Source organism: Nocardioides sp. Soil_C_8 (genome assembly GCF_057656315.1).
This window is the reverse complement of sequence record NZ_JBDGKQ010000005.1, coordinates 308,606-335,196: the sequence shown is the minus strand read 5'-3', so window position 1 is coordinate 335,196 and position 26,591 is coordinate 308,606. Positions and strand designations below refer to the sequence as shown.

The 26,591-nt window shown below is 72.1% G+C and carries 25 protein-coding genes and 1 tRNA gene; 10 read left to right on the top strand and 16 right to left on the bottom strand.

What is annotated here, in order from left to right:
- Positions 1–47: 47 nt before the first annotated feature.
- From AC3A3L_RS21105 to AC3A3L_RS21085, 5 genes are read right to left on the bottom strand one after another with little or no spacing between them, the layout of a single operon-like run.
- On the bottom strand, positions 48–608 hold the full coding sequence (locus tag AC3A3L_RS21105; RefSeq protein ID WP_487642008.1) for a GNAT family N-acetyltransferase: 561 nt from the start codon (positions 606–608) through the stop codon (positions 48–50).
- Positions 609–655: 47 nt separating this feature from the next.
- Positions 656–1,132, bottom strand: coding sequence for a MogA/MoaB family molybdenum cofactor biosynthesis protein (locus AC3A3L_RS21100; protein ID WP_487642007.1), 477 nt, complete (start codon positions 1,130–1,132; stop codon positions 656–658).
- Positions 1,129–1,611: a cyclic pyranopterin monophosphate synthase MoaC gene (gene moaC, locus AC3A3L_RS21095; protein WP_487642006.1), complete on the bottom strand. Its 483-nt coding sequence runs from the start codon at positions 1,609–1,611 to the stop codon at positions 1,129–1,131. Before moaC ends, AC3A3L_RS21100 begins: the two co-directional genes overlap by 4 nt.
- Positions 1,611–2,840, bottom strand: coding sequence for a molybdotransferase-like divisome protein Glp (gene glp / locus AC3A3L_RS21090; protein WP_487642005.1), 1,230 nt, complete (start codon positions 2,838–2,840; stop codon positions 1,611–1,613). The genes moaC and glp overlap by 1 nt, the downstream gene beginning before the upstream one ends.
- Positions 2,833–4,245, bottom strand: coding sequence for a UTP--glucose-1-phosphate uridylyltransferase (locus AC3A3L_RS21085; RefSeq protein ID WP_487642004.1), 1,413 nt, complete (start codon positions 4,243–4,245; stop codon positions 2,833–2,835). Before AC3A3L_RS21085 ends, glp begins: the two co-directional genes overlap by 8 nt.
- A gap of 22 nt (positions 4,246–4,267) precedes the next feature.
- Here AC3A3L_RS21085 and AC3A3L_RS21080 point away from each other — a divergent pair, with 22 nt between their 5' ends.
- Positions 4,268–4,876, top strand: coding sequence for a 5-formyltetrahydrofolate cyclo-ligase (locus AC3A3L_RS21080; RefSeq protein WP_487642003.1), 609 nt, complete (start codon positions 4,268–4,270; stop codon positions 4,874–4,876).
- 62 nt (positions 4,877–4,938) lie between these two features.
- On the opposite strand, the gene AC3A3L_RS21075 is transcribed toward AC3A3L_RS21080, so the two are convergent.
- Positions 4,939–7,611 carry a penicillin acylase family protein gene (locus AC3A3L_RS21075; RefSeq protein WP_487642002.1) on the bottom strand — a complete coding sequence of 891 codons (2,673 nt, stop codon included), beginning with the start codon at positions 7,609–7,611 and terminating at the stop codon, positions 4,939–4,941.
- 115 nt (positions 7,612–7,726) lie between these two features.
- Between AC3A3L_RS21075 and AC3A3L_RS21070 the strand changes: the two genes are divergently transcribed.
- The 3 genes from AC3A3L_RS21070 to AC3A3L_RS21060 all read left to right on the top strand — a co-directional run bounded on the left by AC3A3L_RS21070 (position 7,727) and on the right by AC3A3L_RS21060 (position 9,180).
- Positions 7,727–8,044 carry an FmdB family zinc ribbon protein gene (locus tag AC3A3L_RS21070; RefSeq protein WP_487642001.1) on the top strand — a complete coding sequence of 106 codons (318 nt, stop codon included), beginning with the start codon at positions 7,727–7,729 and terminating at the stop codon, positions 8,042–8,044.
- 93 nt (positions 8,045–8,137) lie between these two features.
- On the top strand, positions 8,138–8,770 hold the full coding sequence (locus AC3A3L_RS21065; RefSeq protein WP_487642000.1) for an SAF domain-containing protein: 633 nt from the start codon (positions 8,138–8,140) through the stop codon (positions 8,768–8,770).
- Positions 8,771–8,829: 59 nt separating this feature from the next.
- Positions 8,830–9,180 (top strand): MscL family protein, encoded by a 351-nt coding sequence (locus AC3A3L_RS21060; RefSeq protein ID WP_487641999.1) that lies wholly within the window; start codon positions 8,830–8,832, stop codon positions 9,178–9,180.
- A 214-nt stretch (positions 9,181–9,394) separates the two neighbouring features.
- Here the strand turns inward: AC3A3L_RS21060 and AC3A3L_RS21055 are convergent, their stop codons facing one another.
- On the bottom strand, positions 9,395–9,643 hold the full coding sequence (locus tag AC3A3L_RS21055; RefSeq protein ID WP_487641998.1) for a hypothetical protein: 249 nt from the start codon (positions 9,641–9,643) through the stop codon (positions 9,395–9,397).
- Between the two features lie 9 nt (positions 9,644–9,652).
- Positions 9,653–10,924 carry an LCP family protein gene (locus AC3A3L_RS21050; RefSeq protein WP_487641997.1) on the bottom strand — a complete coding sequence of 424 codons (1,272 nt, stop codon included), beginning with the start codon at positions 10,922–10,924 and terminating at the stop codon, positions 9,653–9,655.
- Positions 10,925–11,101: 177 nt separating this feature from the next.
- Between AC3A3L_RS21050 and AC3A3L_RS21045 the strand changes: the two genes are divergently transcribed.
- Positions 11,102–11,174: transfer RNA gene (locus tag AC3A3L_RS21045), tRNA-Arg, on the top strand.
- A gap of 29 nt (positions 11,175–11,203) precedes the next feature.
- Here AC3A3L_RS21045 and AC3A3L_RS21040 read toward each other — a convergent pair.
- Positions 11,204–12,103 (bottom strand): CHAD domain-containing protein, encoded by a 900-nt coding sequence (locus tag AC3A3L_RS21040; RefSeq protein ID WP_487641996.1) that lies wholly within the window; start codon positions 12,101–12,103, stop codon positions 11,204–11,206.
- A 7-nt stretch (positions 12,104–12,110) separates the two neighbouring features.
- The gene (locus AC3A3L_RS21035) at positions 12,111–13,292 is read right to left on the bottom strand and encodes a saccharopine dehydrogenase family protein (RefSeq protein ID WP_487641995.1); all 1,182 of its coding nucleotides are present in this window, start codon (positions 13,290–13,292) and stop codon (positions 12,111–12,113) included.
- A 64-nt stretch (positions 13,293–13,356) separates the two neighbouring features.
- On the opposite strand from AC3A3L_RS21035, the gene AC3A3L_RS21030 reads away from it, so the two are divergent.
- The 3 genes from AC3A3L_RS21030 to AC3A3L_RS21020 are packed head-to-tail and all read left to right on the top strand — an operon-like array spanning position 13,357 to position 16,349.
- A complete protein-coding gene (locus AC3A3L_RS21030; RefSeq protein ID WP_487641994.1) occupies positions 13,357–15,219 on the top strand; it encodes a beta-propeller domain-containing protein in 1,863 nt (620 codons plus the stop codon).
- 30 nt (positions 15,220–15,249) lie between these two features.
- Positions 15,250–15,516 carry a DUF2277 domain-containing protein gene (locus AC3A3L_RS21025; protein WP_487641993.1) on the top strand — a complete coding sequence of 89 codons (267 nt, stop codon included), beginning with the start codon at positions 15,250–15,252 and terminating at the stop codon, positions 15,514–15,516.
- The gene (locus AC3A3L_RS21020) at positions 15,513–16,349 is read left to right on the top strand and encodes a Sir2 family NAD-dependent protein deacetylase (protein ID WP_487641992.1); all 837 of its coding nucleotides are present in this window, start codon (positions 15,513–15,515) and stop codon (positions 16,347–16,349) included. Before AC3A3L_RS21025 ends, AC3A3L_RS21020 begins: the two co-directional genes overlap by 4 nt.
- Before the next feature lie 54 nt (positions 16,350–16,403).
- Here the strand turns inward: AC3A3L_RS21020 and AC3A3L_RS21015 are convergent, their stop codons facing one another.
- Positions 16,404–17,084 carry an iron-dependent transcriptional repressor DtxR gene (locus tag AC3A3L_RS21015; protein ID WP_487641991.1) on the bottom strand — a complete coding sequence of 227 codons (681 nt, stop codon included), beginning with the start codon at positions 17,082–17,084 and terminating at the stop codon, positions 16,404–16,406.
- A gap of 62 nt (positions 17,085–17,146) precedes the next feature.
- Here AC3A3L_RS21015 and AC3A3L_RS21010 point away from each other — a divergent pair, with 62 nt between their 5' ends.
- Together AC3A3L_RS21010 and AC3A3L_RS21005 are read left to right on the top strand one after the other, a co-directional pair.
- A complete protein-coding gene (locus AC3A3L_RS21010) occupies positions 17,147–17,938 on the top strand; it encodes a hypothetical protein (protein ID WP_487641990.1) in 792 nt (263 codons plus the stop codon).
- A 69-nt stretch (positions 17,939–18,007) separates the two neighbouring features.
- A complete protein-coding gene (locus AC3A3L_RS21005; RefSeq protein WP_487641989.1) occupies positions 18,008–19,600 on the top strand; it encodes a glycoside hydrolase family 13 protein in 1,593 nt (530 codons plus the stop codon).
- An 82-nt stretch (positions 19,601–19,682) separates the two neighbouring features.
- Here AC3A3L_RS21005 and AC3A3L_RS21000 read toward each other — a convergent pair whose 3' ends face one another.
- The 5 genes from AC3A3L_RS21000 to AC3A3L_RS20980 form a co-directional block, all read right to left on the bottom strand.
- On the bottom strand, positions 19,683–20,153 hold the full coding sequence (locus AC3A3L_RS21000) for a MarR family winged helix-turn-helix transcriptional regulator (protein WP_487641988.1): 471 nt from the start codon (positions 20,151–20,153) through the stop codon (positions 19,683–19,685).
- Between the two features lie 17 nt (positions 20,154–20,170).
- Positions 20,171–21,754, bottom strand: coding sequence for an MDR family MFS transporter (locus AC3A3L_RS20995; protein ID WP_487641987.1), 1,584 nt, complete (start codon positions 21,752–21,754; stop codon positions 20,171–20,173).
- A gap of 394 nt (positions 21,755–22,148) precedes the next feature.
- Complete coding sequence (locus AC3A3L_RS20990; protein ID WP_487642026.1) at positions 22,149–24,206, bottom strand: ABC transporter ATP-binding protein; 2,058 nt, start codon at positions 24,204–24,206, stop codon at positions 22,149–22,151.
- The gene (locus AC3A3L_RS20985) at positions 24,206–25,939 is read right to left on the bottom strand and encodes an ABC transporter ATP-binding protein (RefSeq protein ID WP_487641986.1); all 1,734 of its coding nucleotides are present in this window, start codon (positions 25,937–25,939) and stop codon (positions 24,206–24,208) included. Before AC3A3L_RS20985 ends, AC3A3L_RS20990 begins: the two co-directional genes overlap by 1 nt.
- Positions 25,940–26,527: a TetR/AcrR family transcriptional regulator gene (locus AC3A3L_RS20980; RefSeq protein ID WP_487641985.1), complete on the bottom strand. Its 588-nt coding sequence runs from the start codon at positions 26,525–26,527 to the stop codon at positions 25,940–25,942. It abuts the gene before it with no gap.
- Positions 26,528–26,591: the final 64 nt, after the last annotated feature.

The window sequence follows — 26,591 nt, the reverse complement described above, 5'->3', positions numbered from 1 at the left end:
GAGCGGACGGCGTGGGCGAGGCGGATGTCAAGTGGTGTGTCGCAGAACTACTGGTGTGACTGGTGTGTCTCGAGCCGCGCCACCACGCCCTCGGGGGCCTCCTCGGCGGTCACCGCGAAGATCCGGTGGTCTCGCCAGGCGCCGTCGATGTGCAGGAAGCGCGGGGCGTAGCCGACCTGCTCGAGGCCGAGCTTCTCCACCACCCGCAGGGAGTTGCTGTTCTCGGGGCGGACGCAGATCTCCACGCGGTGGAGGCCGACGGGACCGAGGCAGTGGTCGATCACCATGCCGACCGCGCGGGGCGCGATCCCGCGCCCGGCGACCTCGGCAGCCACCCAGTAGCCGATCGAGCCCCACTGCGCTGAGCCGCGCGCGACGTTGCTCACCGTGACCTGGCCGACGAAGCGGCCCTCCACCTCGATGACGAAGGGCAGGCACTGGCCGAGCTTGGCCTGGTGGAGCAGCGACCGGGTGACGACCTTGTACGACGAGGGGCGCGGCGCGGCGCCGGGTGGCACCGTCGCGTCCCACGGTCGCAGCCAGTCGTGGTTGCGGGCGCGCACGGCCTGCCACTCGTCGGCGTCGGACCTCTTCAGCGAGCGGACCACGACGCCCCCGGACGCGAGGCGGGCCGGCCACCCGGGCGTCGCGGGGTTCAGTGGTCGCTCCCGACGACCTGCTCGACGGCGTGGCGCACGACGGGCTCGAGGACGCCCAGGCCGTCCTTGACCCCGCCGCGGGAGCCGGGGAGGTTGACGACCAGGCAGTGGCCGGCGATCCCGGCGAGACCGCGCGACAGCATCGCGGTCGGCACCCCCTTGGCCACGCCGGCGGCGCGGATCGCCTCGGCGATGCCGGGGACCTCGCGGTCGAGCAGCGGCGCCGTGGCCTCCGGGGTGCGGTCGGTGGGCGTGAGGCCGGTGCCGCCGGTGGTGAGCACCAGCCTGGCGCCGGCAGCGACGGCCGCAGCGATCGCCTCGCGCACCGGGTCGCCGTCCGGCACGACCGCGGGCTCGTCGCACGCGAAGCCCTGCTCGCGCAGCCAGGCGGCGATCAGCGGCCCGGTCTCGTCGGCGTAGGTGCCGGCGGCGGCGCGGTTGGACGCGACGACGACCGCCGCTGGCAGGTTCATCGGGCCCAGTCCCCGGACCGGCCGCCGGACTTGGCCTCGACGCGGATGTCGGTGATGGTCGCGGCCTTGTCGACCGCCTTGACCATGTCGACGACCGTGAGCGCGGCGACCGACACGGCGGTCAGGGCCTCCATCTCGACGCCGGTGCGGTCGGTGGTGCGGACGGTCGCGGCGATGTCGACGGAGTCGTCGGTGACCTCGAGGTCGACGGTCACGCCGGAGATCGCGAGCGGGTGGCACAGCGGGACCAGCGCGGGCGTCTGCTTGGCGCCCATGATCCCCGCGATGCGGGCCACCGCCAGCGCGTCGCCCTTGGGCACGCCCTCGCCGCGCAGCAGCTCGACCACGGCAGGGCTGACGAGGACCCGGCCACTGGCCGACGCCGTACGGGTCGTGACCGGCTTGTCCCCGACGTCGACCATCCGGGCCGCACCGTGCTCGTCGACGTGGGTGAGCCGGCCTCGGTGCTGGTCGTCCATCAGAACTCCTCGTCGAGCCGGCGGATGGCGACCATCTCGCCGGCCGGGATCGCGGTGGTGTCGGCGGGCACCTCGATGAGGCAGTTCGCCGTCGCCAGGTCGCCGATGAGGTGCGAGCCGTGGCCGCCGACGGGCGAGACGAAGGTGCCACCGCGGTCGGTCTCGTAGTGGCCGCGCACGAGCTGCACCTTGCCCTCCGGCGACGAGAGGCCGTGCGTGAGCCGGGCGCGTCCGGCGGGTCGGACGTAGGGCAGCTTGCCCATCATCCGGCGGATCGCGGGCAGCACGAACATCTCAAAGGAGACGTAGGACGAGACCGGGTTGCCGGGCAGCGTGAAGACCGGGGTGTCGTCCTCGCCGACGGTGCCGAATCCCTGCGGCTTCCCGGGCTGCATCCCGACGCCGCCGAACCACATGGTCCCGTGCTGGGACAGCGACTCCTTGACGACGTCGAAGTCGCCCTCGCTCACTCCCCCGCTCGTCACGACGATGTCGGCGCGGACGAGCTGGTCGCTCAGCGCCTCGGTGAAGGCGTGCGCCTCGTCCGGGACGATGCCCACGCGGTAGGCGATCGCACCGGCAGCGCGGGCGGCGGCGGCCAGCAGGTAGGAGTTGCCGTCGTAGATCGAGTCGTGGCCCAGCGGCGTACCGGGGTCGCGGAGCTCGGAGCCGGTGGAGATGACGACGACGCGCGGGCGGGGCCGGGTCCGGACGGTCGCGCGGCCGACGGCGGCGAGCATGCCGAGGTGGCGCGGCCCGAGGACCGTGCCCTCCTCCAGGAGCATGTCGCCCTCGGTGATGTCGTCGCCGGTCGGCCGGATGTGCTGGCCGGGCGATGCCGGGCGGTCGATCCGGACGGTCGCGACGCCGCGGTCGGTCCACTCGTAGGGCACGACCGTCGTCGCACCGGCGGGCACCGGGGCGCCGGTCATGATCTTGACCGCGGTGCCGGGCGAGAGGGCGAGGATCGACGACTGGCCGGCACCGATCTCCCCGACGACGGGGAGGGTGACCGGGGCGTCCTCGCTCGCGCCGGCGACGTCCTCGGCGACCACGGCGTAGCCGTCCATCGCGGAGTTGTCGAAGCTCGGCAGCGAGATCGGCGCGACCACGTCCTCGGCCAGCGCCAGGCCGAGCGCCTCCATCAGGGGCTGCGGGAAGGCCGGCAGCGGGGAGGTCGTGGCGAGGATGCGCTCGACGTAGTCGGCAACGGGCAGCAGGTCAGCCATCGGTGTCCCGGGGCGGGTCCTGGCTCAGCACGGTGCCGCCCTCGACGCGCTGGGCGGCTGCCGCCTCGAGCGCCACGTCGCCGACGACGCGGACGCCCTTGCCGAAGGTCCAGTCGCCCTCGACGGTGAACGACTCGGCCTCGCGCAGCGACGGGGCACCCTCGGGGAAGCGCTTGTCGAAGTCGCCGACCAGCTTGTAGAAGTCGCCGTCGAGCGACACGAACGGCACCTCGTCGCCGGCCTGGTCGAGCACGAAGTCGCGGCCGAGGTCGTAGACGTCGGAGCGCAGGACGAGCAGGTCGTCCGTCGTCTTCACCGGGACGAACCGGTCGCGGCCGACCTCGATCGTCAGCGCGCCCTCGAACACCTCGATCGCCGCGCCCATCGCGGTCTCGATCTGGATGACCTCCGGCGTCGAGCTGTCGGCCGGGTCGAGGTGCTTGACGTTCTTGATCAGCGGCAGGCCGAGGATGCCGCCACGGGCGTCGAGCGCCTCGACCATCGCCTGCAGGTCGAACCACAGGTTGTTGGTCGAGCAGTACTTGTGCCGGTTGAGGTCGGCCAGCGCCTCCTTGTCGACGTCCAGCGTCTGCGCCGACTCGCGCAGCACGATCCGGCCGTCGGCCTTGCGCCGCGCGAAGTGCCCGCCCTTGCGGTCCGAGGGCGTGCGCCGCACCGCCTCGATGGCGAACGGCGCCCCGCTCTGGGCGAACCAGCCCGCCACTCGCGCGTCGGGCACCGCGCCGAGGTTGTCGGAGTTGGAGACGAAGACGTAGCGGTAGCCCGCGTCGAGCAGCCGCGCCAGCAGGCCGGTGCCGCGCAGCGCGGTGTAGATGTCGCCGTGGCCGGGCGGGCACCACTCGAGGTCGGGCTGCTTCGGGTAGGCCGCGGGCATCATGTCGGCGGCGAGGAGCTTGGGCTCCTTGTTCTGCAGGAACTCCAGCGGCAGGCCCTCGACCGGCAGGTCCTCATAGCGGGCGAGCGCGGCCATCGTGTCGGCCGAGGTGCGGAAGGAGTTCATGAACAGCAGCGGCAGCGTGGCGTCGTACTCCTGGCGGAGGTGGAGCACCTGCCGGGCGATGATGTCGAGGAAGCTCAGGCCGCGGCGCACGCACAGCAGCGACTTCGCGCGCTCCATGCCCATCGACGTGCCGAGCCCGCCGTTGAGCTTGATGACCGCCGTCTTGCGGATGGCCTCCGCGGCGGTCTCCTCGTCGACCTCGACGTCGGCCAGCGCCTCCATGTCGAGCGGCTCGATGGAGTCCTCGGCGATCATGCCGGTCTCGCCGTGCTCGAGGAGTCGGTAGTAGTGCGCGAACGTGTCGATCGCGACATCGTCCACCCCGGCCTCGCGCATCTTCTGGCGCGCGAGCTCGAGGCCCTGCGGGTTGCCCTTGCTTGCCATGGTTCGATCGTAGGCTGCTGGTGTGGGACCGGGACACTCGGCGGCCAAGACCGCCCTGCGCGACCAGGTGCAGGCGGCCCGCAAGCGGCGCCCGCTCGAGGCCGCCGCGGGGTTCGCGGCGTCCGTCGCCGACGTGGCGCTCGCGTGGGAGCCGGTCCGAACCGCTGCGACGGTGGCCGTCTACGTCTCGGTCGGCAGCGAGCCCGGCACCGGCCTCCTGCTCGACGCGCTCGCCTCGGCCGGCAAGCGCGTGCTGCTGCCGGTCGTGCTGCCGGGGCTCGACCTCGACTGGGCCGTCTACACCGGTCGGTCCGGCCTGGCGCCGGCGGTGCGGGGGCTGCTGGAGCCGACCGCGCCGCGGCTCGGGGTCGACGCGATCGCGCAGGCCGACGTCGTGCTCGTGCCCGGCACCGGGGTCTCCCCGACCGGCGCCCGCCTCGGCCAGGGCGGCGGGTGCTACGACCGCGCCCTCCCCCGCGTCACCCCCGGCACCCCCGTCGCCGTGGTGCTGTACGACGACGAGGTCGGGCTCGACGTACCGGCCGAGCCCCACGACGTACGGGTCGGCTTCGCGCTGACCGCGTCGGGGGTGCGGGTGCTGGGTCCTCTGGAGTCACCGGATATCCGGTGAGACTCCCGCTTGGCACCCGAGTCTTGCGTGACAAGCGGGTAGGTCACCGGATATCCGGTGACTCAGTCCGAGGCCGGGGTGAGCACGAGCCGGTCCTCGGCAGCCGCCTCGACGGCGCCGCGGGTGTACGCCCAGGGCAGGGTCTCGCCGTCGACCCAGAGCTCGGTCTGGTCGGAGTAGTGCGACGACGCCGGGTGCCCGGAGACGCCGGTGAGGTTGATCCACCGCGAGTCGTCGAAGTCGGCGAGCGAGACGACCATCCGCATCGACGGCGCGGCGGTGACGTCGAAGCCCTCGACGGCGTTCCACGACGTGGCGTCGACGATGGACGAGCCGCCGCCGACCTGCCAGCCGTCGCGGTTGAAGAGGCGCTCGACCGGCCCCACGCCCGACTCGCCGAGGGTGGAGCTGTGGAGGTTCATGCGGTGCAGGCGCCCCCACTCCCACAGGCGGGGGTCGCGCGACTGGCGACGAGTCATCTCGTCACGCGCGTCGATGAGCGAGGCCCGCAGGATGTCGTCGCGGGTCTCGACCGTGTCGTCGGTGGTCACGTCGTCCCACCACGGTCCGGCCGGCTCCGACAGCATCTGGCCCACCACGCGGAACCACCGGTCGCCGCCGTCGGGCCAGGTGCGCTGCCGCAGCTCGTCGTGGAACGTCTTGTCGAGGATCGTGCGCCACACGACGTTGAAGTAGGCCGCGGCGGGGCTGTCGGCCCGCGAGGTGAAGTCCCAGTTGCGCAGCAGGTTCTGGGCGTTGCGGTAGTAGGGGGACGGCAGCGCCTCGACGTCGAGCAGGTAGGGCACCAGCGTCTCGGCCATCGGGTTGGTGGAGTCGAGCTGGAGGCCGGCCATCTCCGAGACGGACAGCTCCCCCTCCTCCTCGAGCACCTCGCGGATCCGCGTCGAGCGGTAGCCGTAGTCCCAGTCCTTGGTGAGGAGGTAGGGGTAGCGCTGGTCGATGACGGCCTGGTTGGCCGTGACGATGAAGCCCTCCTCCGGGTCGAGCACGCTCGGCAGCCCGTCGAAGGGGATGTAGTCGCCCGTCCAGTCGTTGGCGCTGACCCAGCCCTCCACCGGCATCGTGCCGTCGTTGCCGGCCCGGCGGATCGGGATCCGGCCGGGTGACTGGTAGCCGATGTGACCCTCGCGGTCGGCGTAGACGAGGTTCTGCGCGGGGACGGCGAAGTCGGCGGCGGCCGCGCGGAACGAGTCCCAGTCCGAGGCGCGGTTGAGGGCGAGGATGGCGTCGGCCGTCGGCGCGGGCTCGAGGGCCGTCCACGCCAGCGCGACGGCGTACCCGCTGCCGCGCTCCCCCGGCTCGTCGGTCGGCGCGTTGGCGCCGACGGTCGCGAACTCCGACGAGACGTCGCTGATCAACGGTCCGTGGACCGTCTCGCGGACCCGCAGCTCGACGTCGTCCTCACCCCGGACCTTGATCGTCTCGGTGCGCACCTCCATCGCCTCGGTCGCGCCGTCGCGGACGTAGCGGTCGTCGCCCTCGGTCTGCTCGAGGAAGAGGTCGGTGACGTCGGGGCCGAGGTTGGTGAAGCCCCACGCGATGTCGGCGTTGTGGCCGATGATCACGCCCGGCACGCCCGAGAACGTGAAGCCCGACGTGTCGAGCGAGCAGTCCGCGGTCTGCTCGCGGCAGTGCAGTCCCATCTGCATCCAGATGCCGGGCTGGCTGATGCCGAGGTGCGGGTCGTTGGCCAGGATCGGCTTGCCGGTCGCGCTGTGGTCACCGTCGACGACCCACGAGTTGCTGCCGATCCCGCGGCCCTTGCCGAGGAGCTCGGGCATCGCCTCCACCCGGTCACGCACCCGCTCGAGCGCCGCGACGACGCCCGGGGCGTACGCCGGCCGGCGGGGGTTGCGGGTCGCGTTGCCGGTCGCGTTCTGCTCGAAGACGCCGTCGACGACCCCGCCGCCGCTGACGATCGGCGGGTGCTCGCCGAAGGGGTAGCCGGGCCACAACGAGGTGATCTCGTCGTCGGTGTGGTCGAGCGAGAGCAGCACCCGGTCGACCTCGGCGTCCATGTTGCCGCGCAGGTCCCACGCCATCGCCTTGAGCCACGCCAGCGAGTCGACGGGGTCCCAGTCGGCGGGCTCGTAGTCGAGGCCGGTGAGCCCCAGCACGCTGTACTCGGCCGCCAGCTGCGACGGACTGCGGTCGGCGAGGTAGGCGTTGACCCCCGCGGCGTAGGACGTCAGCGCGTCGCGCGTCGCCGGCTCGAGCAGCGCCAGCTCGCGCTCGGCGACGCGACGCCAGCCCATCGTGCGGATGAACCGGTCGGTCTCGAGGGTCTCGGAGCCGAACAGCTCGGAGAGCCGGCCCGCGGTGACGTGGCGGCGGACGTCCATCTCGAAGAAGCGTTCCTGCGCGTGCACGAAGCCCTGCGCGAACATCAGGTCGGCGTCGGTGTCGGCGTAGACCTGCGGGATGCCGTGGTCGTCGCGCACCACCTCGACGGTCGCCGCGAGCCCGGGGACCTCGATCTCGCCGTCGGTCTGCGGCAGCGGACGGCGTACGACGACCACCGTCACGGCCGCGAGCACCAGGAGCAGCACGACGAGACCCAGCGCCGTCCACGCCGTCCAGCGCACTGCCCGGGGCGCACGCATGAAGGCCTGCCAGCGCGAGCCATGCTCCGGGCGGCGGCCGGCGTCGGCGGGCTGCTCGGGCGTGCCGGTCGAGGCGGTGGTCGGGTCGGGGGTGTCGGCAGGCTCGGTCATCGCCCCACCATTGTGCCGTACCATTGGCAGTCGAAGGGCCCGAGTGCCAGCGCGTCGCGCCGGCCCGGCCGCTCCCGCACCACCGTCGCTTCTCCGTCGCTCCACGAGGACCCACATGCCGACCTACCAGTACGCCTGCACCGAGTGCGGCCACTCCTTCGAGCAGTTCCAGAGCTTCAGCGAGGACGCCCTGACCGTCTGCCCCGAGTGCAACGGCCGGCTGCGCAAGCTCTTCAACGCCGTGGGCGTGGTGTTCAAGGGCTCGGGCTTCTACCGCACCGACAGCCGTTCGGGCGCCAGCTCGTCGGCCCCGCCGTCCTCCTCCACCGCCTCCAGCACCTCGTCCTCGTCGTCCGGCTCGTCCAGCTCCTCCTCGAGCTCGTCGTCGAGCTCGTCCAGCTCGTCCAGCTCGTCCAGCTCGTCGTCCGACTGACCTTCCCTTGGTCGAGGAGGTCACGCGGCGACCGCCACGAGACCCTGTGGAGAGGCCGAGCGCGGAGAGGCCGCTCGGTCCTAGCGTCGGTGCATGTTCCCGGGACTCCCGCCGGCCAGGCGCCGGCTGCGCGCCGTACGACACCAGTTGCGGCGTCGCCGACGGCTGATCGCCGCCGCGCTCACCGCCGTGGCCGCCCTCGGTGCGCTGCGCACCCTCGCACCGCCGCCGGCCGACACCGTCGAGGTGCTGGTGGCCGCGCGGGACCTGCCCTCCGGAGCCCTGCTGGCCGGTGACGACGTCGTCTCCCGCGACTGGCCGGCCGACCTCGTCCCGGCCCGCGCCGCGACGGCCCCGACCGGGCGGGTGCTCGCCGCGCCGATCGGCCGTGGCGAGGTCGTGACCGACGTGCGTCTCGTCGGCCCGGGCCTGGCGCTCGCCCAGCCCGGGGACACGATCGTGCCCGTGCGGCTGCCCGACGCGGGCATGGTGACGCTGCTCCGCGCCGGCGACGACGTGGACCTGCTCGCCACCGATCCCGGCACGGGTGAGGCGTCCCTCGTGGCCCGCGACGTCACCGTCTTGGCCACCCCCACCGACGTGCCCGAGGGTCCGGCCGGCGGGTCCGGCGGCGCGCTGGTCGTGGTCGGCGCGACGGCCTCGGAGGCGACGGCGATCGCCGGCGCCTCCCTGACGCAGTACCTCACGGTGTCGTGGAGCCGCTAGCGTGAGGTGCGTCCAGTTCTCACGCGGCCCTCTCGGGGCCCCACCATGGGAGATCCAGCATGAGCGGCTTCAAGGCATTCATCCTCAAGGGCAACCTCATCGAGATCGCCACCGGCCTGATCATGGCGCTGGCCTTCGCGGCGGTCGTCACCACCTTCACGGCGTGGCTCACCGGTCTGCTGCCCTCGGCGGACGAGTACTTCAGCAACGAGGCCGGCAGCTTCGGCGCCTTCCTCAACGCCCTGATCGCGTTCCTCATCATGGGCGCGGTCGTCTACTTCTTCATCGTGCTGCCCTACACGAAGGCGCGCGAGCGCTTCTTCCCCACCGAGGAGGCCGGCGCGGCTCCCGACGTCGCGCTCCTCGAGGAGATCCGCGACCTGCTCAAGGCCCGCGGCGGCGCCGTCTGACCGACAACCTCTGCGCGGCCCGTCCCCCGCCGGGGGCGGGCCGTTCGTCGTCCCGGAGCGGTGCCTGAGCCACATTCCACGGCGTACGGATGTGGGTGGCGCACCGCTGGGCCGGCGCGTCGCTCAGGACACGCCGCCGGGCGGTGCCTGAGCCACATTCCCGGGCGTACGAATGTGGGTGGCGCACCGCTCCGCCGGCGATCGACTCCGAGCGTCAGCCGTGGTGGGGCGGCACCTGGTCGCGGTACCAGTCGTCGCCCTTGCCCGAGCGGTCCTCGCGCGGGTCCCGGTCGTCGCTCGTCTGGTCGGGCGTGGCGTCGCCGAACACCTCCGCGAGCCGGCGGCGGCGCTGCCACTCGGCCTCACGCTCAGCCTCGCGCTCGGCCTCGCGCTCGGCCTCGCGCCTGCCGGGCTCGGTGGGCTCGGTGGGCTCGGCCGGCTCGGTGGGGGTGTCGGGATCCACGGGAACGGGTCAGGCGCAGATGCCGGGGACGGGGTCGGGCTTCGTGGTGGCCGGCGCCTCGGGGGTCGCGGTACTGGACGGGGTCTCGGTCTCGGTCGGGGTCTCGGACGGGGTCTCGGAAGGCGTCTCGGACGTGGTCCCGGACGGGCTCTCGCCGGCGCTCGGCGACGGGGACTCGGAGGCTCCGGGCGGTCCCTCGGCGCTCACCGAGTTGTCACCGAGCAGCCGCGGCGGGATCACCTTGTCCGCGTTGATCAGCTTCCAGATCTCCTCCGCCTCGGGCGTCCAGTAGACCTTGCCCCAGAACTCGGAGTCGCGCCCGTAGTACTCGGTCGGGAGCGTGACGAACTGGACCTTGTCGAGGCCGATGTTCTGCAGCTGCATCGCCACCTTGCCCAGGCGGGTGACGGAGGCGAACTCCTCGTCGGTGGTCAGCGACTTGGTGGCGGCGTCGAGGAACTTGACGACCTTGTCGAGCCGGGTCAGCGTGCCGGCCGACTGCACCTCGCGGACGAGGGCGCCGATGAACTCCTGCTGGCGCCGGATGCGCGAGATGTCGTTCTGCTGGAGCTGCTCGCCGACGTAGCGGGCCCGGACGTAGTCGAGGGCCTCGTCGCCGGTGAGCACGGACGGGTTGCCCTTCGGCACGAAGATCTGGTGCTGACGGTCGACGATGTCCTCCGGCACGCAGACCGGGACGCCGCCGACGGCGTCGACCATGTCGCCGAAGCTGGCGAAGTCGACGACGACGAAGTGGTCGACGTAGATGCCGGTGGTGGTCTCGAGCTGGTCGAGGGTGCAGACGGGGCCACCGGTGCTGTACGCGGCGTTCCACATCACGTCGGTCGCGGCGGCGGACTCGCCGTCGTTGCACTCGGGGCGGTCGATGATCGAGTCGCGCGGGATCGAGACGGCGTACGCCCGGCTGCGGTCCGCAGAGAGGTGCACGAGGATGGTGGTGTCGGAGCCGCCACCGCCCTCTTGGTCGATGCCACAGCCGTCGCAGTCGCGCGAGTCGGAGCCCATCACGAGGATGTTGAGCGGCTCACCGTTGCCGGTGTAGACCTTCTCGGGACGCTCCTCGTCACCGAGGGCGTCGAGCGAGAGGCCCTCGATGTTGCCGTTGAGGTGGCGGATGAAGTAGACGGTGCCGAGCCCGGTGATCAGCGCGAGCACGACCGCGCTGATCAGGATGACGCGGCCGACCGTGTGCTTGCGGGCGGCCTTCCCACGGCGTTTGGGTGCGCCGTCGGACGGCTCGGGGCGCGACTCGTCCGACACGGGCTCACCTTCGTTGGGGTGGGGAGGGGGCTGACCGGACTGAACCTACTTCACTGCGGCAAGATTTCCGCTCCCGCGGAGCATGGACCACGCCGGTCGAGTGCCCGGCTGGTGCCCGACGGTGTACGCCGACGTGGCAGGATGCTTCCCGCCGCGCCACCTCCGGTGCCGCAGCACGCCCCAGTAGCTCAGTGGATAGAGCAGCCGCCTCCTAAGCGAAAGGTCGCAAGTTCGACTCTTGCCTGGGGCACCCACCCGCGACCGCCGGACCGGGTCGGTCTAGCCCGCGTCGCGCTTCCGGATCTTCCGGCCCTGCAGGCGCCGCCACGCCCGCTCGAAGTCCTCGACCGCGGCCGCGGCCCGAGCCTCCTCGATCGCGTGCAGCCGGCCGAGGGTGAAGCCGTTCATCCCCTCGACGTGCATGCGCGCGCCGTGCTCGCGGAGGAACCGACGGGACATCACGGTGTCCTGGTGCTCCCCCAGGGCCTGCTGCACCTTCTTGGCGGAGGTGGCCAGCTTGGTCGCCTGCTTGCCCAGGGCCGGCTCGGCCATCTCGGCCGCGTAGCGCAGCCGCTTCGCCTTCTTGCGCGCGTCGTGCAGGCCCGTGTCGTGGGCCTCGCTGGCCTCGGCCTGCACTGCTGCCCGCACGGCGCGGCGCAGGCGCTTGACGTCGCGGCGGACCAGACGGGGAAGCACCTCGCCTGCCGGCTCATCGGCGTCGCCCGTGGTCGGGAGGTCGCGCGCGAGGGCGTCGAGCTCGAGCACCAGGCTGGCGTAGCGGACGTCGTCGAGCGCCGCGAGCGCCTGCGAGCGCCCGCGCTGCTCGGCGGCGGCCAGCTCGTCGTCGACCAGCACCTCCACCGGGCCCATCACGAGCTCCGGAGGCTGTGTCGACAGGAGGTGGCTGAGCCGCTCGCGGAGCACCTGGGCGTCGCGGGCGCCGCTCAGCTCGCGGCCGAGCCGGCGCAGCCCGTCGACGAGGCTGTCGGTGCTCGTGGCGAGCAGCGGCCCGCCGGTCTGGAGCGGTGTCCGGAGGCGGCGGGCGGCGATGCGCATCTTGTGGACGGCGCTGGCCTCACCCGAGCGCACCCGCGCCTCCTGCTCGCGCAGGGTGGCGAGGTTCTCGACCAGGTGGGCGCGCACCACCTCGGCCGCGGTGCCGTGCCGAGCGGGCGTCATCCGCCCATCATCCAGCAGCGGGGCGGCCGGCCAGCGTCTCGAACCTGATCCCGGCCTTCTGAAGCCGGTCGAGCAGCGCGTCACCCATCGCCTGGGCGGGCGTGACCTGCCCCGCGGTGACGGGGTTGTCGTCGAGGGCGAGGCACAGCGCCGCCTCGGCCAGCATCGTGGCGGTCTCGGTGTAGCCCGGGTCACCGCCGGAGACGCGGGTGCGGACCGATCGCGCGCCGGCCTCGCCGACGAAGTCGACGGTGAACCACGACCGGGCGCGCTTGGCCTCGTCGGGCCCCGAGCCCCGGGGGACCTTGGAGGTGATGAGCTCGCGCAGCGGCTTGACCTGCGCGGCGAGGGTGAGGGCGCCGACCCCGACGGCGCCGCCGACGGCGTACGGCAGGGTCTTGGTGCCGGCCCAGTGGGAGTAGCGGAACTCCGGGCCGTACGACGCCAGGGCGGCGCCGGTGCGCGCCACGATCACCGGGTCGATGGTCGGCAGCGGGAGCAGCCAGTAGCCGAGCACCGGGTCGCGGTGGGGCTTGCCGCGCACCGCGCGCGACGACCGGCCCTCGGGCCGCGCCTCGGCGCGCCGGCGGGCGGCGTAGGTCCGGCGCATCTCCCGGGCCCGCGCGAACTGCTCCATCGCGGAGTGGAAGGTGCCTCCGGAGAAGGTGCCGCTCGACCGGACGACGCCGCGGAGCGTGATCGGCTGGTCGTCCGGCAGCTGCTGCACGGTGTAGTAGGCGCCGAGGTCGTGCGGGATGGAGTCGAAGCCGCACGCGTGGACGAGGCGGGCGCCGGTGCGGACCGCGGTCTGGTGGTGCTCGAGGTACATCCGGTCCACGAACTCGGGCTCGCCGGTGAGGTCGAGGTAGTCGGTGCCCGCCTCCGCGCAGGCGGCGACCAGCGGGTCGCCGTGCTCGAGGTAGGGCCCGATCGTCGTGGCGACGACCCGCGCGCGGCGGGCGATGTCGGACAGCGCCGCGGCGTCGGTCGAGTCCGCGACCAGCACCTCGACGTCCTCGGCCCCCTGCTCGGCCAGCCGTTGGCGTACGGCCTCGAGCCGGTCGGCGTTGCGGCCGGCGATCGCCCACCGCAGCCCGGTCGGCGCCGTGGTGGCGAGGTAGTCGGCCGTGAGGCCACCGGTGAACCCGGTGGCGCCGAAGAGGACGAGGTCCAGGTCGCGGTCGCTCATCGCGCCATCGTGTCACGCGGAACCACGGCCGCCGGGCCTCCGTCCCACCGCCATGCCCACCGCCATGCGCGCTCGAAGCATCGTCACCGGCCTCACCGTCGTCACCAGCCTGGCCGCTGCCGCGGGCGTCGGCTACGCCCTCGGCAGGGACCCCGACGGCGGTCGTCCGCCCGCCTCGCCGCCCATCGCGCTCGCCAATGCCGACCTCACGGTCGCGGGCGGGTGCGACGAGCTCCTCGACTCCTACGTCGACCGGGCGCTCGAGGCGGTCGGCCCGTACGGCTGGGGCGGCGGTGTCGTCTACGACGTGATGACCAGCAGCGACGCCGCCGGGTCCGCGGCTGAGCCGTTCTCCGAGGCCGCCCGGTCGTCGGTCAGCACCTCACGGAGCACCAGCAACGAGTCGGGCACCAACGTGCAGGAGGCCGGTGTCGACGAGGCCGACGTGGTGAAGGTGGCCGGCAGCCTGCTGCTGCGGCTCCGCGACGGCGAGCTGATGGCGTACGACGTCTCGGGCACGGAGCCGCGCCTGCTGTCCGCCACCCGCCTCGACGACGCCCGCGGCAGCGGGTGGGTCGGCGACCCCGGCGGCCAACTGGTCCTCGTCGACGGGCGCGCCGTGGTGCTCGGCACCTCGGCCGACGGGAGGTCGACGACGATCACCACGGTCGACCTCGCCGACCCCACCTCGCCCACCGTCGTCGACGCGACCACGGTCAGCGGCCGCGCGTCGGCGGTGCGCCTGCACGGCGACGTGGTGCGCGTCGTGCTGCAGAACGGGCTGCCCGAGCTCGACTTCTCCGTCCCCGACGGGACCCTCGGCCAGCTCCGGGCACGGCTGCGCAACCGGGCGCTCGTGCGTGAGACCACCCTCGCCGACTGGCTCCCCACCCTCGACGGCAGGCCGCTCGTCGACTGCGCGGACGTCGCGGTCCCCGAGGACGACCTCGCGCTCGGCACCACCACCCTGCTCGCCCTCGACCCGGCCGATCCCACCGCGCGGACGACCACCGCCGTCGCCACCGATTCCGCCATCTCCTACTTCTCGACCGACCGCTTCTACCTCGCCGCGTCCGCACCCCCGTGGGGCTGGGTCGACTGCATGACCTGCCGCCCGTCGGGCGTCCCGCCGGTCCTCGGCGGCACGACCCCGCTGTTCGCCTTCGCCCTCGACGGCACCGACGCGACGTACGTCGCCTCGGGCGAGGTGGAGGGCACCATCGCCGACCGCTGGTCGATGGACGCCGTCGGCGGCTCCCTGCGCGTCGCGGTCGGGCCGAGCAGCGAGACCGGCAACTTCAACTCCGTGCTGACGCTCCGCGAGGAGGGCTCCGACCTCGTCGAGGCCGGGCGGGTCGACCAGCTCGGCGTCGGTGAGGAGATCAAGTCGGTGCGGTGGTTCGACGACCTCGCGATCGTGGTCACCTTCCGCCAGACCGACCCGCTCTACGCGGTCGACCTCAGCGACCCGGCCGCCCCACGGCTGCTCGGCGAGCTGAAGATCCCCGGCTTCTCGGAGTACCTCCACCCGCTCGGCGAGCACCGCCTCGTCGGGATGGGTCAGGACGCCTCGCTCGAGGGCGTCACCCGCGGCGCCCAGGCCGCGCTCTTCGACGTCACCGACCTCACCGACCCGCGCCAGCTCGACGTCGTCCGCTACGACGAGGGGACACAGGCCGGGGCGGCGACAGACCCGCGCCAGTTCACCTGGCTGCCCGAGCAGCGCTCGGTCCTCACCGTCGTCAGCCAGGGCTGGACCGGCACCACCGGCTGGGTCTCCGTCCTCTCGCTCGCCGACGGGTCGATGAGCAACCGGATGGTCGAGGTCGAGCACGGCACCGACGTCGCGGACGTCCGCCTCGTCCCCCTCGCCTCCGGCAAGGTCGCGCTCGTGACCGGCGAGGACGTGTCGTTCTTCCCCCTCTGAGCGGCGAGGAACGCGGCGTACCCTCCCTGTATGTGCCGCAACATCCGCCCGCTCAACAACTTCGAGCCGCCCGCGACGCGTGACGAGGTCACCGCGGCCGCCCTGCAGTACGTGCGCAAGGTGGCCGGCACGACGAAGCCGTCGCAGGCCAACGAGGCGGCCTTCTACGCCGCGGTGAAGGAGATCGCCCACATCACCGAGCACCTCCTCGACGACCTCGTCACCACCGCCCCGCCGAAGAACCGCGAGGTCGAGGCGGCCAAGGCCCGGGCCCGCGCCCAGGCGCGCTACGCGTGAGCCTCGCGGCCGGCCTCTCCACCGAGGAGGAGGCGCTCGACCTGCTCGCCTCGCGGCCGCTGGTCGTGCTGACCGGTGCCGGGCTGTCCACCGACTCCGGGATCCCCGACTACCGCGGCCCGGGCGCTCCGGCACGCGCGCCGATGACCTACCAGGAGTTCGTCGCCACCCCGGAGGCGCAGCAGCGCTACTGGGCGCGCAGCCACCTCGGGTGGCAGCGGATGGGTCGCGCCGAGCCCAATGCCGGGCACCGCGCGCTCGCCGACCTCGACCCCGGTCTGCTGATCACCCAGAACGTCGACGGCCTGCACGAGGCCGCCGGGTCGCAGCGCCTGGTCGCGCTCCACGGCCGCGTCGCCGAGGTCGTCTGCCTGATGTGTCGTACGACGTCCTCCCGCGCCGCGCTCGAGCGCGAGCTCGACGCCCTCAACCCCGGCTGGCTCGAGCGGCACGGCTGGGCGGAGACGCGGCCCGACGGCGACGTCGACCTCGACGACACCCACGACTTCGTGGTGCCGCGTTGCCCCTGCGGCGGGCCGCTCAAGCCCGACGTGGTCTTCTTCGGCGAGAACGTGCCGCCCGACCGGGTCGCCCGCTGCTACGCCGCGGTCGAGGCGCTCGGCACCTCCGGCGCGCTGCTGGTCGCGGGCTCGTCGCTCACCGTGATGAGCGGGCTGCGGTTCGTGAAGCGGGCGGCCCAGGGCGGCACGCCGGTCGTCATCGTCAACCGCGGCACGACCCGCGGCGACGAGCTGGCGTCGTACAAGCTCGAGGTGGGGTGCAGCGAGTTCCTGGTCGAGCTTCGTAGCCGAGTTTCACGGTTGTCGGCCTAGACATCGGGTGACAAGCGTGAGAGTCCCCGGATATCCGGAGACTCTCGCGACGGATCAGCGGCGCACGAAGATGTGCTCGGCGGCCTCGACGACGAGCTCGGCGGTCTCGCCGCCGGACCCGATGAGGATGCCCTCCTCGGTGCGGGCGATCGTGACGGTCTTGCCGGGCAGCGCCCCGACGCGGCGGAGCAGGCCCATCAGCTCCTCGTCCTTCTGCATCTCCTCGGAGATCCGCTTGACGTGGACGCGCTGGTCCTCCGCGATCGCCGCACCCGACAGCGGCTCGACGTTGTCCATGAAGTCCTCACCGGCGACGTCGCCGAGCTCGTCGAGGCCCGGGATCGGGTTGCCGTAGGGCGACTCGGTCGGGTGGTCGAGCAGCTCGAGGAGCCGGCGCTCGACGGTCTCCGACATCACGTGCTCCCAGCGGCACGCCTCGGCGTGGACGAGCTCCCAGTCGAGGCCGATGACGTCGGTCAGCAGCCGCTCGGCCAGCCGGTGCTTGCGCATGACGCGGGTGGCCAGGCGCTGGCCCTCGTCGGTGAGCTCGAGGTGGCGGTCGCCCTGCACGGTGAGCAGGCCGTCGCGCTCCATCCGGGCCACGGTCTGCGACACCGTCGGCCCCGACTGGTGCAACCGCTCGGCGATGCGCGCACGCAGCGGCACGATGCCCTCCTCCACGAGCTCGTAGATCGTGCGGAGGTACATCTCGGTGGTGTCGATCAGGTCACTCACGGGGCTCATTGTTCCCCATCCGGCAACTACGACCCGCATGCCCGGCATGGGATGGTGAACCGGTGACCGAGCTGATCGTGCCCCGACGCTTCTGCGGACCGCCCGACTCCGGCAACGGCGGCTGGACCGCGGGTGCGCTGGCCGCCCTCGACGAGGCCGACGCGCCCGTCGACCACTGCGGCAGCTGGCCGCCGATCGAGGTGTCGCTGCGCCAGCCGCCGCCCCTCGACACCCCCCTCGACGTCACCGCTGACGCCGGCGTCACGACCGCGTCGTTCGGTGGCGCACCGATCGCGACGGCGCACCGCGTCGACCGGACCCTCGCCGAGGTGGAGCCGGTCGACCCGGAGGCCGCCGCGGCCGCCTCCTCGTCGTACCCGGGCCACACGTTCCACCCCTTCCCGACCTGCTTCGCGTGCGGCACGGCGCGGGAGGAGGCCGACGGGCTGCGGATCTTCCCCGGCGCGGTCGGCGAGGGGCCTGACGGCCACCGCGTCGCGGCCTCCTGGACACCGCACCCGAGCCTCCACGAGGACTGGCACACCTACGTCGACGAGACGCCTCGCGCCTCGGTCGCCGTCACCTGGGCGGCGCTCGACTGCATCGGCGGCTGGGCCGGCGACCTGACCGAGCGGCTCATGGTGCTCGGGCGGATGACCGCCCGGATCGACGACCTCCCCATCATCGGGGAGCCGCACGTCGTCGTCGGCGAGGGCCGCGGTCGGGACGGGCGCAAGACCTTCACCGCCTCGACGCTGTACGACGCCGACGGCCGCGTCGTGGCCACCGCCGAGCACACCTGGATCGCCGTCGACCCCGAGATGTTCGGCGGCCGGGCGCCCGCCGCTGGATGACCGGCTGATCCGTCGGGGTGACCGGCGACGGATTGACCGGCCCCACCGGCCGTTTGAGAAGATGGGGCCATGGCTGATTTGAACGATCCAAAGACCTACTGGTGGCGCAACGCCGTCGTCTACCAGGTCTACGTCCGCAGCTTCGCCGACAGCGACGGCGACGGCATCGGCGACCTGCCGGGCATCACCTCGCGCCTGCCGCACCTCGCCGACCTCGGCGTCGACGCCCTCTGGATCACGCCGTTCTACACCTCGCCGCAGCACGACCACGGCTACGACGTCGCCGACTACCGCGACGTGGACCCGCTCTTCGGCACGCTCTCCGACGCCGACGACCTGGTCGCCCGGGCCCACGAGCTCGGGCTGCGCGTCGTGGTCGACCTGGTGCCCAACCACACCTCCGACCAGCACGAGTGGTTCCAGGCGGCCCTCGCCGCCGGGCCGGGCAGCCCCGAGCGCGCGCGCTACCTCTTCCGCGACGCTCCCGAGGGCGAGCTGCCCAACAACTGGGAGTCCGTCTTCGGCGGGCCGGCGTGGACCCAGGTCGACGACGGCCAGTGGTACCTCCACCTCTTCGACTCCACGCAGCCCGACCTCGACTGGCGCAATCCCGAGGTGCCGGCGATGTTCGAGGACGTCCTGCGCTTCTGGCTCGACCGCGGCGTCGACGGGTTCCGCGTCGACGTGGCGCACGGGCTCTTCAAGGAGGCCGGCCTGCGCGACCAGGTGGTCGCCGAGGGTGGGCGGGCCAGCTCCGGCCAGGTCAACACCGACCACTCGATGGTCTCGCGTGACCTCAAGGACGAGCCCATGTGGGACCAGCCCGAGGTCCACGAGGTCTACCGCGCGTGGCACCGGGTCCTCGACGAGGCCGGGCCGGACCGGATGGCCGTGGCCGAGGCGTGGACCCAGACCCCTGAGTCGATGGCCGCCTTCGTGCGCCCCGACGAGCTCGACCAGGCCTTCAACTTCGCCTGGCTGCTCACCGACTGGTCGGCCGAGGCCTTCGCGACCGTCATCACCGACACCCTCGCCGCGGTCGAGCCGGTCGGCGCCTCGCCGACCTGGGTGCTCAGCAACCACGACGTCGTACGCCACGTGACGCGCTACGGCGGCGGCGCGCGGGGCCTGGCCCGGGGCCGTGCCGCCACGCTCACGATGCTGGCGCTGCCCGGCTCCAGCTACCTCTACCAGGGCGAGGAGCTCGGCCTCGAGCAGGTCGACGTGGAGCCGGAGTTCCGCCAGGACCCGTCCTGGTTCCGCACCGGCGAGGTCGGCCGCGACGGCTGCCGCGTCCCGATCCCGTGGGGCGGCAGCGAGGCGCCGTACGGCTTCGGCCCGGGCACCGGACAGCCGTGGATCCCGCAGCCGGCGGACTGGGCCTCGCTCACCGTCGACGCGCAGACGGGCGCCGAGGGATCGACGCTCGAGTTCTACCGCGCGGCCCTCGCGGCGCGGCGCGAGTTCGCCTGGACCGCGGGCACCGAGGTCGAGCTGCTCGACCTCGGCGCCGACGTGCTGGCGTTCCGGCGCGGGCACATCACGGTCGTGCTCAACTGCGGCGAGACCTCCGTCGACCTCCCCGCGGGCGAGCTGTTGCTGGCCAGCGGTCCGGTCGACGGCGGCAGGCTGCCCGGCGACACCGCCGCCTGGCTCCGCTGATCACCGATATCTGAGGACGTGGCGGTCGGCCCGGACGGCCGGAACCGTCCACCACGTCCTCAGGTATCCCCCGAGGGGTAGGTCAGTCGTCGCTGAGGGCCCGGTTGTACGCCGCCAGCTGGTTGCTGAACCCGGCCAGCTCCTCGTCGGTCCAGGAGGAGAGCCGCTGGTCGAAGCGGTCGCTGCGGCTGCGCGTCATCCTCTCCAGCCGCTCGCGGCCTTCCGCGGTCGCGTCGAGGAGGATCGCGCGGCGGTCCTCCGGGTCGGGCATCCGCTCGACGAGGCCGAGGTCGACCAGCGCCTGGACCTGACGGCTGACGCCGCCCTTGTCCATCCCGAACGCGTCGGAGAGGTCGGCGCCGCGCAGCGGCCCCGCCTTCGCGAGGTGGGTGAGGATGAAGAACGTCATCGGGTGGAGGTCGGGGTGCACCTCTCGGGCGCGCTCGCCCATCACCCGCTTGACGCGGCGGATCAGCGTCCCGACCTCCGCCTCGATGCGGCGCAGGTCGTCGTACCTGGACGTCGTGCTCGTCGTGCCCGGCGTGGTGCTCACGGTGGTCATTGTGGGGCTCACGCCTGAGAGGAGGGTGAGACCGGCGAGACCTCGGCCATGAGCTCGTCCTCGCGCTTCACCGAGGTGCGCAGCGGCACCTCCTTGATGAAGAGGACCGCGATCAGCGCGCCGACCGCGAACGGCAGGGCCACGAGGAAGATGTGTCCGGTCGCGTCACCGAACGCGCTCTCGAAGATCATCCGGAGCGGGGCCGGCATGTCGGACACGTCGGGGATGCCGCCGGTCTGGTGCCCGACCGCGTCGGCGTACTCCGGGTGGACGGCGAGCAGCTTGGCCAGCCCGGTCTGGACGGCGTCCGCGACCTGGTGGGCCAGTACGGCGCCCAGCGCCGCGATGCCGATGGAGCCGCCGAGGGAGCGGAAGAACGCGACGACCGACGAGCCGGCGCCCATGTCACTGAGGGCGATGGTGTTCTGCACCGCCAGGACGAGGTTCTGCATCGTGGCACCGAGGCCGAGCCCGAGGACGGCCATGAAGAGGCCGGTGCGCCACAGCGGGGTCGAGGCGTCGATGGTGGCGAGCAGGCCGATGCCGGCGATGACGGCGACCATGCCACCGACCAACCAGCGCTTCCAGACGCCCGTGTTGGAGATGATCCGGCCGCTGACGATGCTCGAGACGAGCAGACCGCCGACCATGCAGATCGACATCAGGCCGGCCTCGGTCGGGCTCATGTCCTTGGCGCGCTGGAAGTAGAGGCTGAGGTAGACCGTCGAGCCGAACATCGCGACGCCGATCAGCACCGACGCGACGGTGGCGAGGGTCAGGGTGCGGTCCTTGAAGAGCCGCAGCGGGATGACCGGGTCCTTCGCGACGTTGGCCTCGACGTGGATCGCCAGGCCGATCACGACGACGGACGCGGCGACGAGCAGGCCGCTGGTCCACGAGATCCAGTCGAAGTTCTGGCCGCCGAGGGAGATCCAGATCAGGAGGATCGAGACGCCGCCGACGAGGAGGAAGGCACCGAGGTAGTCGATCGACACCTCACGCTTGACCACCGGGAGGTGGAGGGTCTTCTGCAGGACCGCGAAGGCGAGGAGCGCGACCGGGAGGCCGGCGAAGAAGCACCAGCGCCAGCCGACGGTGTCGACGAGCACGCCGCCGACCAGCGGGCCGCTGACCGTCGCGAGGGCGAAGACGGCGCCGATGTAGCCGCTGTAGCGGCCCCGCTCACGCGGGGAGACCATCGTGGCGATGACGACCTGGACCAGCGCGGTGAGGCCACCGACGCCGAGGCCCTGGACGACGCGCGCACCGATGAGCACCTCCATCGACGGCGCGAAGCCGGCGATGAGCGAGCCGATCGAGAAGATCACCAGCGCCGACTGCACCAGCAGCTTCTTGTCGAAGAGGTCGGCGAACTTGCCCCAGATCGGCGTGGTCGCCGTCATCGCGAGCATGGTGGCGACGACGACCCAGGTGTAGCCGGTCTGGCTGCCCTGCAGGTCGTCGACGATGGTCGGCAGCGCGTTGCTGACGATCGTGCTGGACAACATCGCGACGAACATCGCGAGGAGGAGGCCGCTGAGGGCCTCGAGCACCTCGCGGTGCGTCATCTCGCCGCTCTGCTCGGCGGTCACGGGGGGAGCCTGGGTCACTGCAGTCCTTCGTTCGGTTGCGATCAGCAATAGTTGCTCTCCACAACCATAGGCCCGCCGAGTTTGTTCCGCCATCCGGCGGCGACGAGACCTGGATCACCTTGCCGGCGGCGACGAGCCAGCCAGGAAATGCAGCGACCCGCAGGCCTGCTGCCCCTCGGAGAGGGGCCCCGGGGGATGACTCCGGGGGCCTGCGGGTCGGGTGGCTGCAGTGGATTCGCCGGCAGCTGTCGGCGGACCGGGCTGCCTCAGCGGGCAGCCACCTCACTCATCCGAAAAGACTTCATTCTTCGGATCACCTCCCTTCTGTGTGGCTCAACCGTACGTCGGGGGGTGGAGGCGCTCAACGCAATTTCCACCGGCGGCCGGGATGACCTCAGGCGACGACGTCCTCGACGGCCGCCTCGAACTGCGAGCGGTAGAGCCGGGCGTAGGCGCCGTCGACCTCGAGCAGCTGCTCGTGAGAGCCCTGCTCGACGATGGAGCCGTCCTCCATGACGAGGATCAGGTCGGCGTCACGGATCGTGGACAGGCGGTGCGCGATCACGAACGACGTACGGTCCGAGCGCAGCGCCGCCATCGCCTGCTGGAGCAGCAGCTCGGTGCGGGTGTCGACCGACGAGGTGGCCTCGTCGAGGATCAGCAGCGCCGGGTCTTTCAGGTTGGCCCGCGCGATGGTCACCAGCTGGCGCTCGCCCGCCGACAGGTTCGAGCCGTCCTCGTCGATGACGGTGTCGTAGCCGTCGGGCAGCGAGTGGACGAAGCGGTCGACGAAGGTCGCCCGGGCCGCCTCGAGGATCTGCTCCTCGGTGGCGTCCGGCCGGCCGTAGGCGATGTTGTCGCGGATCGTGCCGGCGAAGAGCCAGGTGTCCTGGAGCACCATCCCGATCCGGCCGCGCAGCACGCCGCGCGGGATCGAGGTGATGTCGACGCCGTCGATGAGGATGCGCCCGGACTGCGGGTCGTAGAAGCGCATCACCAGGTTGACCATCGTGGTCTTGCCCGCTCCCGTCGGACCCACGATCGCGACCGTGTGGCCGGGCTCGGCGACGAGCGACAGGTGCTCGATGAGCGGCCGCTCGGGGTCGTAGGAGAACGACACGTCGTCGAAGCGCACCTCGCCGCGCGCATCGGCGGCAGCGGCAGGGCGACCGGTCGCGTCGGCCGACTCCTCGCCGGCGTCGAGCAGCTCGAAGACGCGCTCGGCCGACGCCACCCCCGACTGCAGCAGGTTGAGCATCGAGGCGACCTGCGTGAGCGGCTGCGTGAACTGGCGCGAGTACTGGATGAACGCCTGCACGTCACCGAGCGACATCGTGCCGCTGGCCACCCGGAGGCCGCCCAGGACGGCGATGACGACGTAGTTCAGGTTCCCGACGAACATCATGATCGGCATGATCAGGCCGCTCACGAACTGGGCGCTGTACGACGCCTCGTAGAGCTCGTCGTTCTGCTCGGCGAACACCCGCTCGGCCTCCCGCTGGCGGCCGTAGACCTTGACGATCGCGTGGCCCGAGAAGGTCTCCTCGATGTGCGCGTTGAGCGTGCCGGTGCGCCGCCACTGCTGGATGAACATGCCCTGCGACCGCTTCATCACCGCACCCGTGATGAACATCGCGACCGGGACCGAGACGAGCGCGACCGCCGCGAGCAGCGGCGAGATCCAGAACATCATCGCCAGCACCGCGAAGACCGTGAGCAGCGAGTTGAGCATCTGGCTCATCGTCTGCTGGAGCGTCTGACTGACGTTGTCGATGTCGTTGGTGACGCGGCTGAGCAGCTCGCCGCGCGGCTGCTTGTCGAAGTAGCCCAGCGGCAGCCGGTGCACCTTGTCCTCCACCTCCGAGCGCATCCGCAGCACGGTGCCCTGCACGACGTCGTTGAGGAGGTAGCCGCCGAGCCAGGCCAGCACCGAGGCGGCGACGTAGACGGCGAGGACGACGAGCAGCACGTCGGCGACGGCCGAGAAGTCGACGCCGTCGGTGAGGTCCATCGAGGCGAGCATGTCGGCCTGGTTGTCCTCGCCGCGGGCGCGCAGCGCCTCGATCGCCTGCTCCTGGGTCGCCCCGGTCGAGAGCACGTCCTTGCCGATCAGCCCGGCGAAGACGAGGTCGGTCGCCCGGCCCAGGATCCACGGGCCGACGGCGGTGGCGACGACGCTGAGCACGGTCAGCACCAGCACGGCGTACGCCTTGTGGCGCTCGGGGTGCAGCCGGGCGAGCAGCCGCTTGAGCGAGGGCCAGAAGGTGTCGGCCTTCTGCCCGATCATCCCGCCCCCCATCGGGCCGCGGCCGGGGCCGCCCGGTCCGGACTGGACGCGCTCGGTCTCCTTCAGCTGCCCGGGAGCGACCGCAGGACTGTCGGAGGGAACGGGGTCCCCGCGGCGTTGTTCGGGGGAGCGAAGCGGAGGAGAAGAAGGTCGTGGGGTGTTCATCATGCCACCTCCTCGGCGGTCAGCTGGGACTCGACGATCTCCCGGTAGGTCGTGCAGGTGTCGAGCAGCTCGTCGTGGGTGCCGCTGCCGACGACGGCGCCGTCCTCCATCACGACGATGCGGTCGGCGTGGCGGATGGTCGCCACGCGCTGGGCCACGATCACCACCGTCGACTCCCGCGTCACCGGCCGCAGGGCGGCCCGGAGGCGGGCGTCGGTGGTGAGGTCGAGCGCGGAGAACGAGTCGTCGAACAGATAGATCTCCGGGCGGCGGATCACCGCCCGCGCGATGGCCATGCGCTGGCGTTGCCCGCCGCTGAGGCTGGTGCCGCCCTGGGCGACCTCGGACTGCAGCCCGTCGGGCATGGCCTCGACGAACTCACGCGCCTGGGCGATCTCCAACGCCGCCCACATCTCCTCCTCGGTGGCGTCGGGCTTGCCGTAGCGCAGGTTGTCGGCGATCGTCCCGCGGAAGAGGAAGGCCTTCTGCGGCACGAGGCCGAGCCGGGACCACAGCGTCTCGGGGTCGATGTCGCGTACGTCGACGCCGCCGACGCGCACCGCTCCCCCGGTCGCGTCGAACAGGCGCGGGACGAGGTTGACGAGGGTCGACTTGCCGGCACCGGTCGAGCCGACGATCGCCACGGTCTCCCCGGGCCGCGCCGTCATCGTGACCTGGCGCAGCACCGGCTCGTCGGCGCCGGGATAGGCGAAGGTGATGCCGTCGAGCTCGAGGGCCAGTCGGCCGGGCAGCTCGGTGACGGCGTCGGCCGGCGGGACGACCGACGACTCGGTGTCGAGCACCTCGGTGATCCGGTCGGCGCACACGGCGGCGCGCGGCACCATCATCAGCATGAACATCGCCATCATCACCGACATGACGATCTGCATCAGGTAGGAGATGTAGGCGGTGATGGCACCGACCTCCATGTGGCCGGCCTCGACGCGGTGGCCGCCGAACCACAACACCCCGACGGTGGCGACGTTGGCCACGATCATCACGGTCGGGAACATCGCCGCCTGCCAGCGGCCGGCCCGGATCGCCACCTCGGTGAGCTGGGCGTTGGCGTCGGCGAACCGCGCGGTCTCGTGCTGCTCCCGGACGAAGGCCCGCACCACGCGGACGCCGGTGATCTGCTCGCGCAGCAGCCGGTTGACCTCGTCGATGCGCACCTGCATCAGCCGGAAGCTCGGCACCATCTGGCGGACGATGAGCCCGATGGAGACGCCGAGGACCGGCACGACGGCGAGCACCAGCCAGGACAGGCCGATGTCCTCGCGCGCGGCCATGATGATGCCGCCGACCATCATGATCGGGGCGGCCACCATGAGCGTGCCGCCCATCAGCACGAGCATCTGCACCTGCTGCACGTCGTTGGTCTCGCGAGTGATCAGCGACGGAGCGCCGAAGTGCTGCACCTCGCGGGTGGAGAAGGACCCGACGCGGCGGAAGATCGCGCCCCGGAGGTCGCGGCCGAAGCCCATCGCGTTGCGCGCGGAGAACCACACCGCCGCGATCGAGCAGACGACCTGCACGAACGAGACCGCGAGCATCAGCCCGCCGTGGCGCACGATGTAGCCGGTGTCGCCGGTGACGACGCCCTTGTCGATGATGTCGGCGTTGAGGGTCGGCAGGTAGAGCGCGGCCATCGTGCCGACGAACTGCAGGGCCACGACCGCGGCGAGCGGTGCGGCGTACGGCCTGAGGTAGGTGCGGACGAGTCGGAGCAGCATTCAGGAGTCCTTCTTCTGCTGGGTCTTGAGCACGCCGTGGAGCACGGTGTCGACGATCTCCTCGGCGGACAGCGGGTTGCCGTCGGAGATGTGGGGATGGGTTCCGGAGAAGGTCAGCAGCCTGACCATGTGCATCAGCTGGCTCGGCGGCACGCGCAGGGAGTCGCGGTGCCGCTCGGCGAGGCCCTGGAGGATCGCGGCCACGCGCTCGCGCTCCGCCTCCATGTGCCGGTGGGCCTTGGGCGGTCCGACCATGCCCATCCGGGTCATCAGCTGGAACACCCGGGTGAAGCGCCGCTGGAAGAGCTCGACGACCTCGAGGAGCATCGCGCCGAGCTCCTGGTCGGGCTCGACCTGCTGGAGCTGCGCGATGAACGGGTCGAGGTCGAGCGCGTGCTCGAGGGCGGCGAGGACCAGGTCGTCCTTGGAGTCGAAGACCCGGAAGATCGTGCCCTCGGCGATGCCGGCGGCGTCGGCGATCTGTCGGGTCGTCACCGTGCGCCCGTGCTCGAGCAGGAGCGGGACGGTGGCGTCGACGAGGGCGGCCCGGCGGTCGTCGGGCGACAGTGGCTTGGCGCGAGGTCGCACGCCTTCCACTGTAAGTGAGTGAGCGCTCACTCATCAACTGTTTTTCGCTGACGCCCGGGCTGGT

Excerpts from the sequence above, each read along its gene's own strand:
- AC3A3L_RS21100 (WP_487642007.1), bottom strand. The coding sequence starts at position 1,132 with ATGAACCTGCCAGCGGCGGTCGTCGTCGCGTCCAACCGCGCCGCCGCC.
- moaC (WP_487642006.1), bottom strand. The coding sequence starts at position 1,611 with ATGGACGACCAGCACCGAGGCCGGCTCACCCACGTCGACGAGCACGGT.
- glp (WP_487642005.1), bottom strand. The coding sequence starts at position 2,840 with ATGGCTGACCTGCTGCCCGTTGCCGACTACGTCGAGCGCATCCTCGCC.
- AC3A3L_RS21085 (WP_487642004.1), bottom strand. The coding sequence starts at position 4,245 with ATGGCAAGCAAGGGCAACCCGCAGGGCCTCGAGCTCGCGCGCCAGAAG.
- AC3A3L_RS21075 (WP_487642002.1), bottom strand. The coding sequence starts at position 7,611 with ATGACCGAGCCTGCCGACACCCCCGACCCGACCACCGCCTCGACCGGC.
- AC3A3L_RS21070 (WP_487642001.1), top strand. The coding sequence starts at position 7,727 with ATGCCGACCTACCAGTACGCCTGCACCGAGTGCGGCCACTCCTTCGAG.
- AC3A3L_RS21065 (WP_487642000.1), top strand. The coding sequence starts at position 8,138 with ATGTTCCCGGGACTCCCGCCGGCCAGGCGCCGGCTGCGCGCCGTACGA.
- AC3A3L_RS21060 (WP_487641999.1), top strand. The coding sequence starts at position 8,830 with ATGAGCGGCTTCAAGGCATTCATCCTCAAGGGCAACCTCATCGAGATC.
- AC3A3L_RS21040 (WP_487641996.1), bottom strand. The coding sequence starts at position 12,103 with ATGACGCCCGCTCGGCACGGCACCGCGGCCGAGGTGGTGCGCGCCCAC.
- AC3A3L_RS21035 (WP_487641995.1), bottom strand. The coding sequence starts at position 13,292 with ATGAGCGACCGCGACCTGGACCTCGTCCTCTTCGGCGCCACCGGGTTC.
- AC3A3L_RS21030 (WP_487641994.1), top strand. The coding sequence starts at position 13,357 with ATGCGCGCTCGAAGCATCGTCACCGGCCTCACCGTCGTCACCAGCCTG.
- AC3A3L_RS21025 (WP_487641993.1), top strand. The coding sequence starts at position 15,250 with ATGTGCCGCAACATCCGCCCGCTCAACAACTTCGAGCCGCCCGCGACG.
- AC3A3L_RS21005 (WP_487641989.1), top strand. The coding sequence starts at position 18,008 with ATGGCTGATTTGAACGATCCAAAGACCTACTGGTGGCGCAACGCCGTC.
- AC3A3L_RS20990 (WP_487642026.1), bottom strand. The coding sequence starts at position 24,206 with ATGAACACCCCACGACCTTCTTCTCCTCCGCTTCGCTCCCCCGAACAA.
- AC3A3L_RS20985 (WP_487641986.1), bottom strand. The coding sequence starts at position 25,939 with ATGCTGCTCCGACTCGTCCGCACCTACCTCAGGCCGTACGCCGCACCG.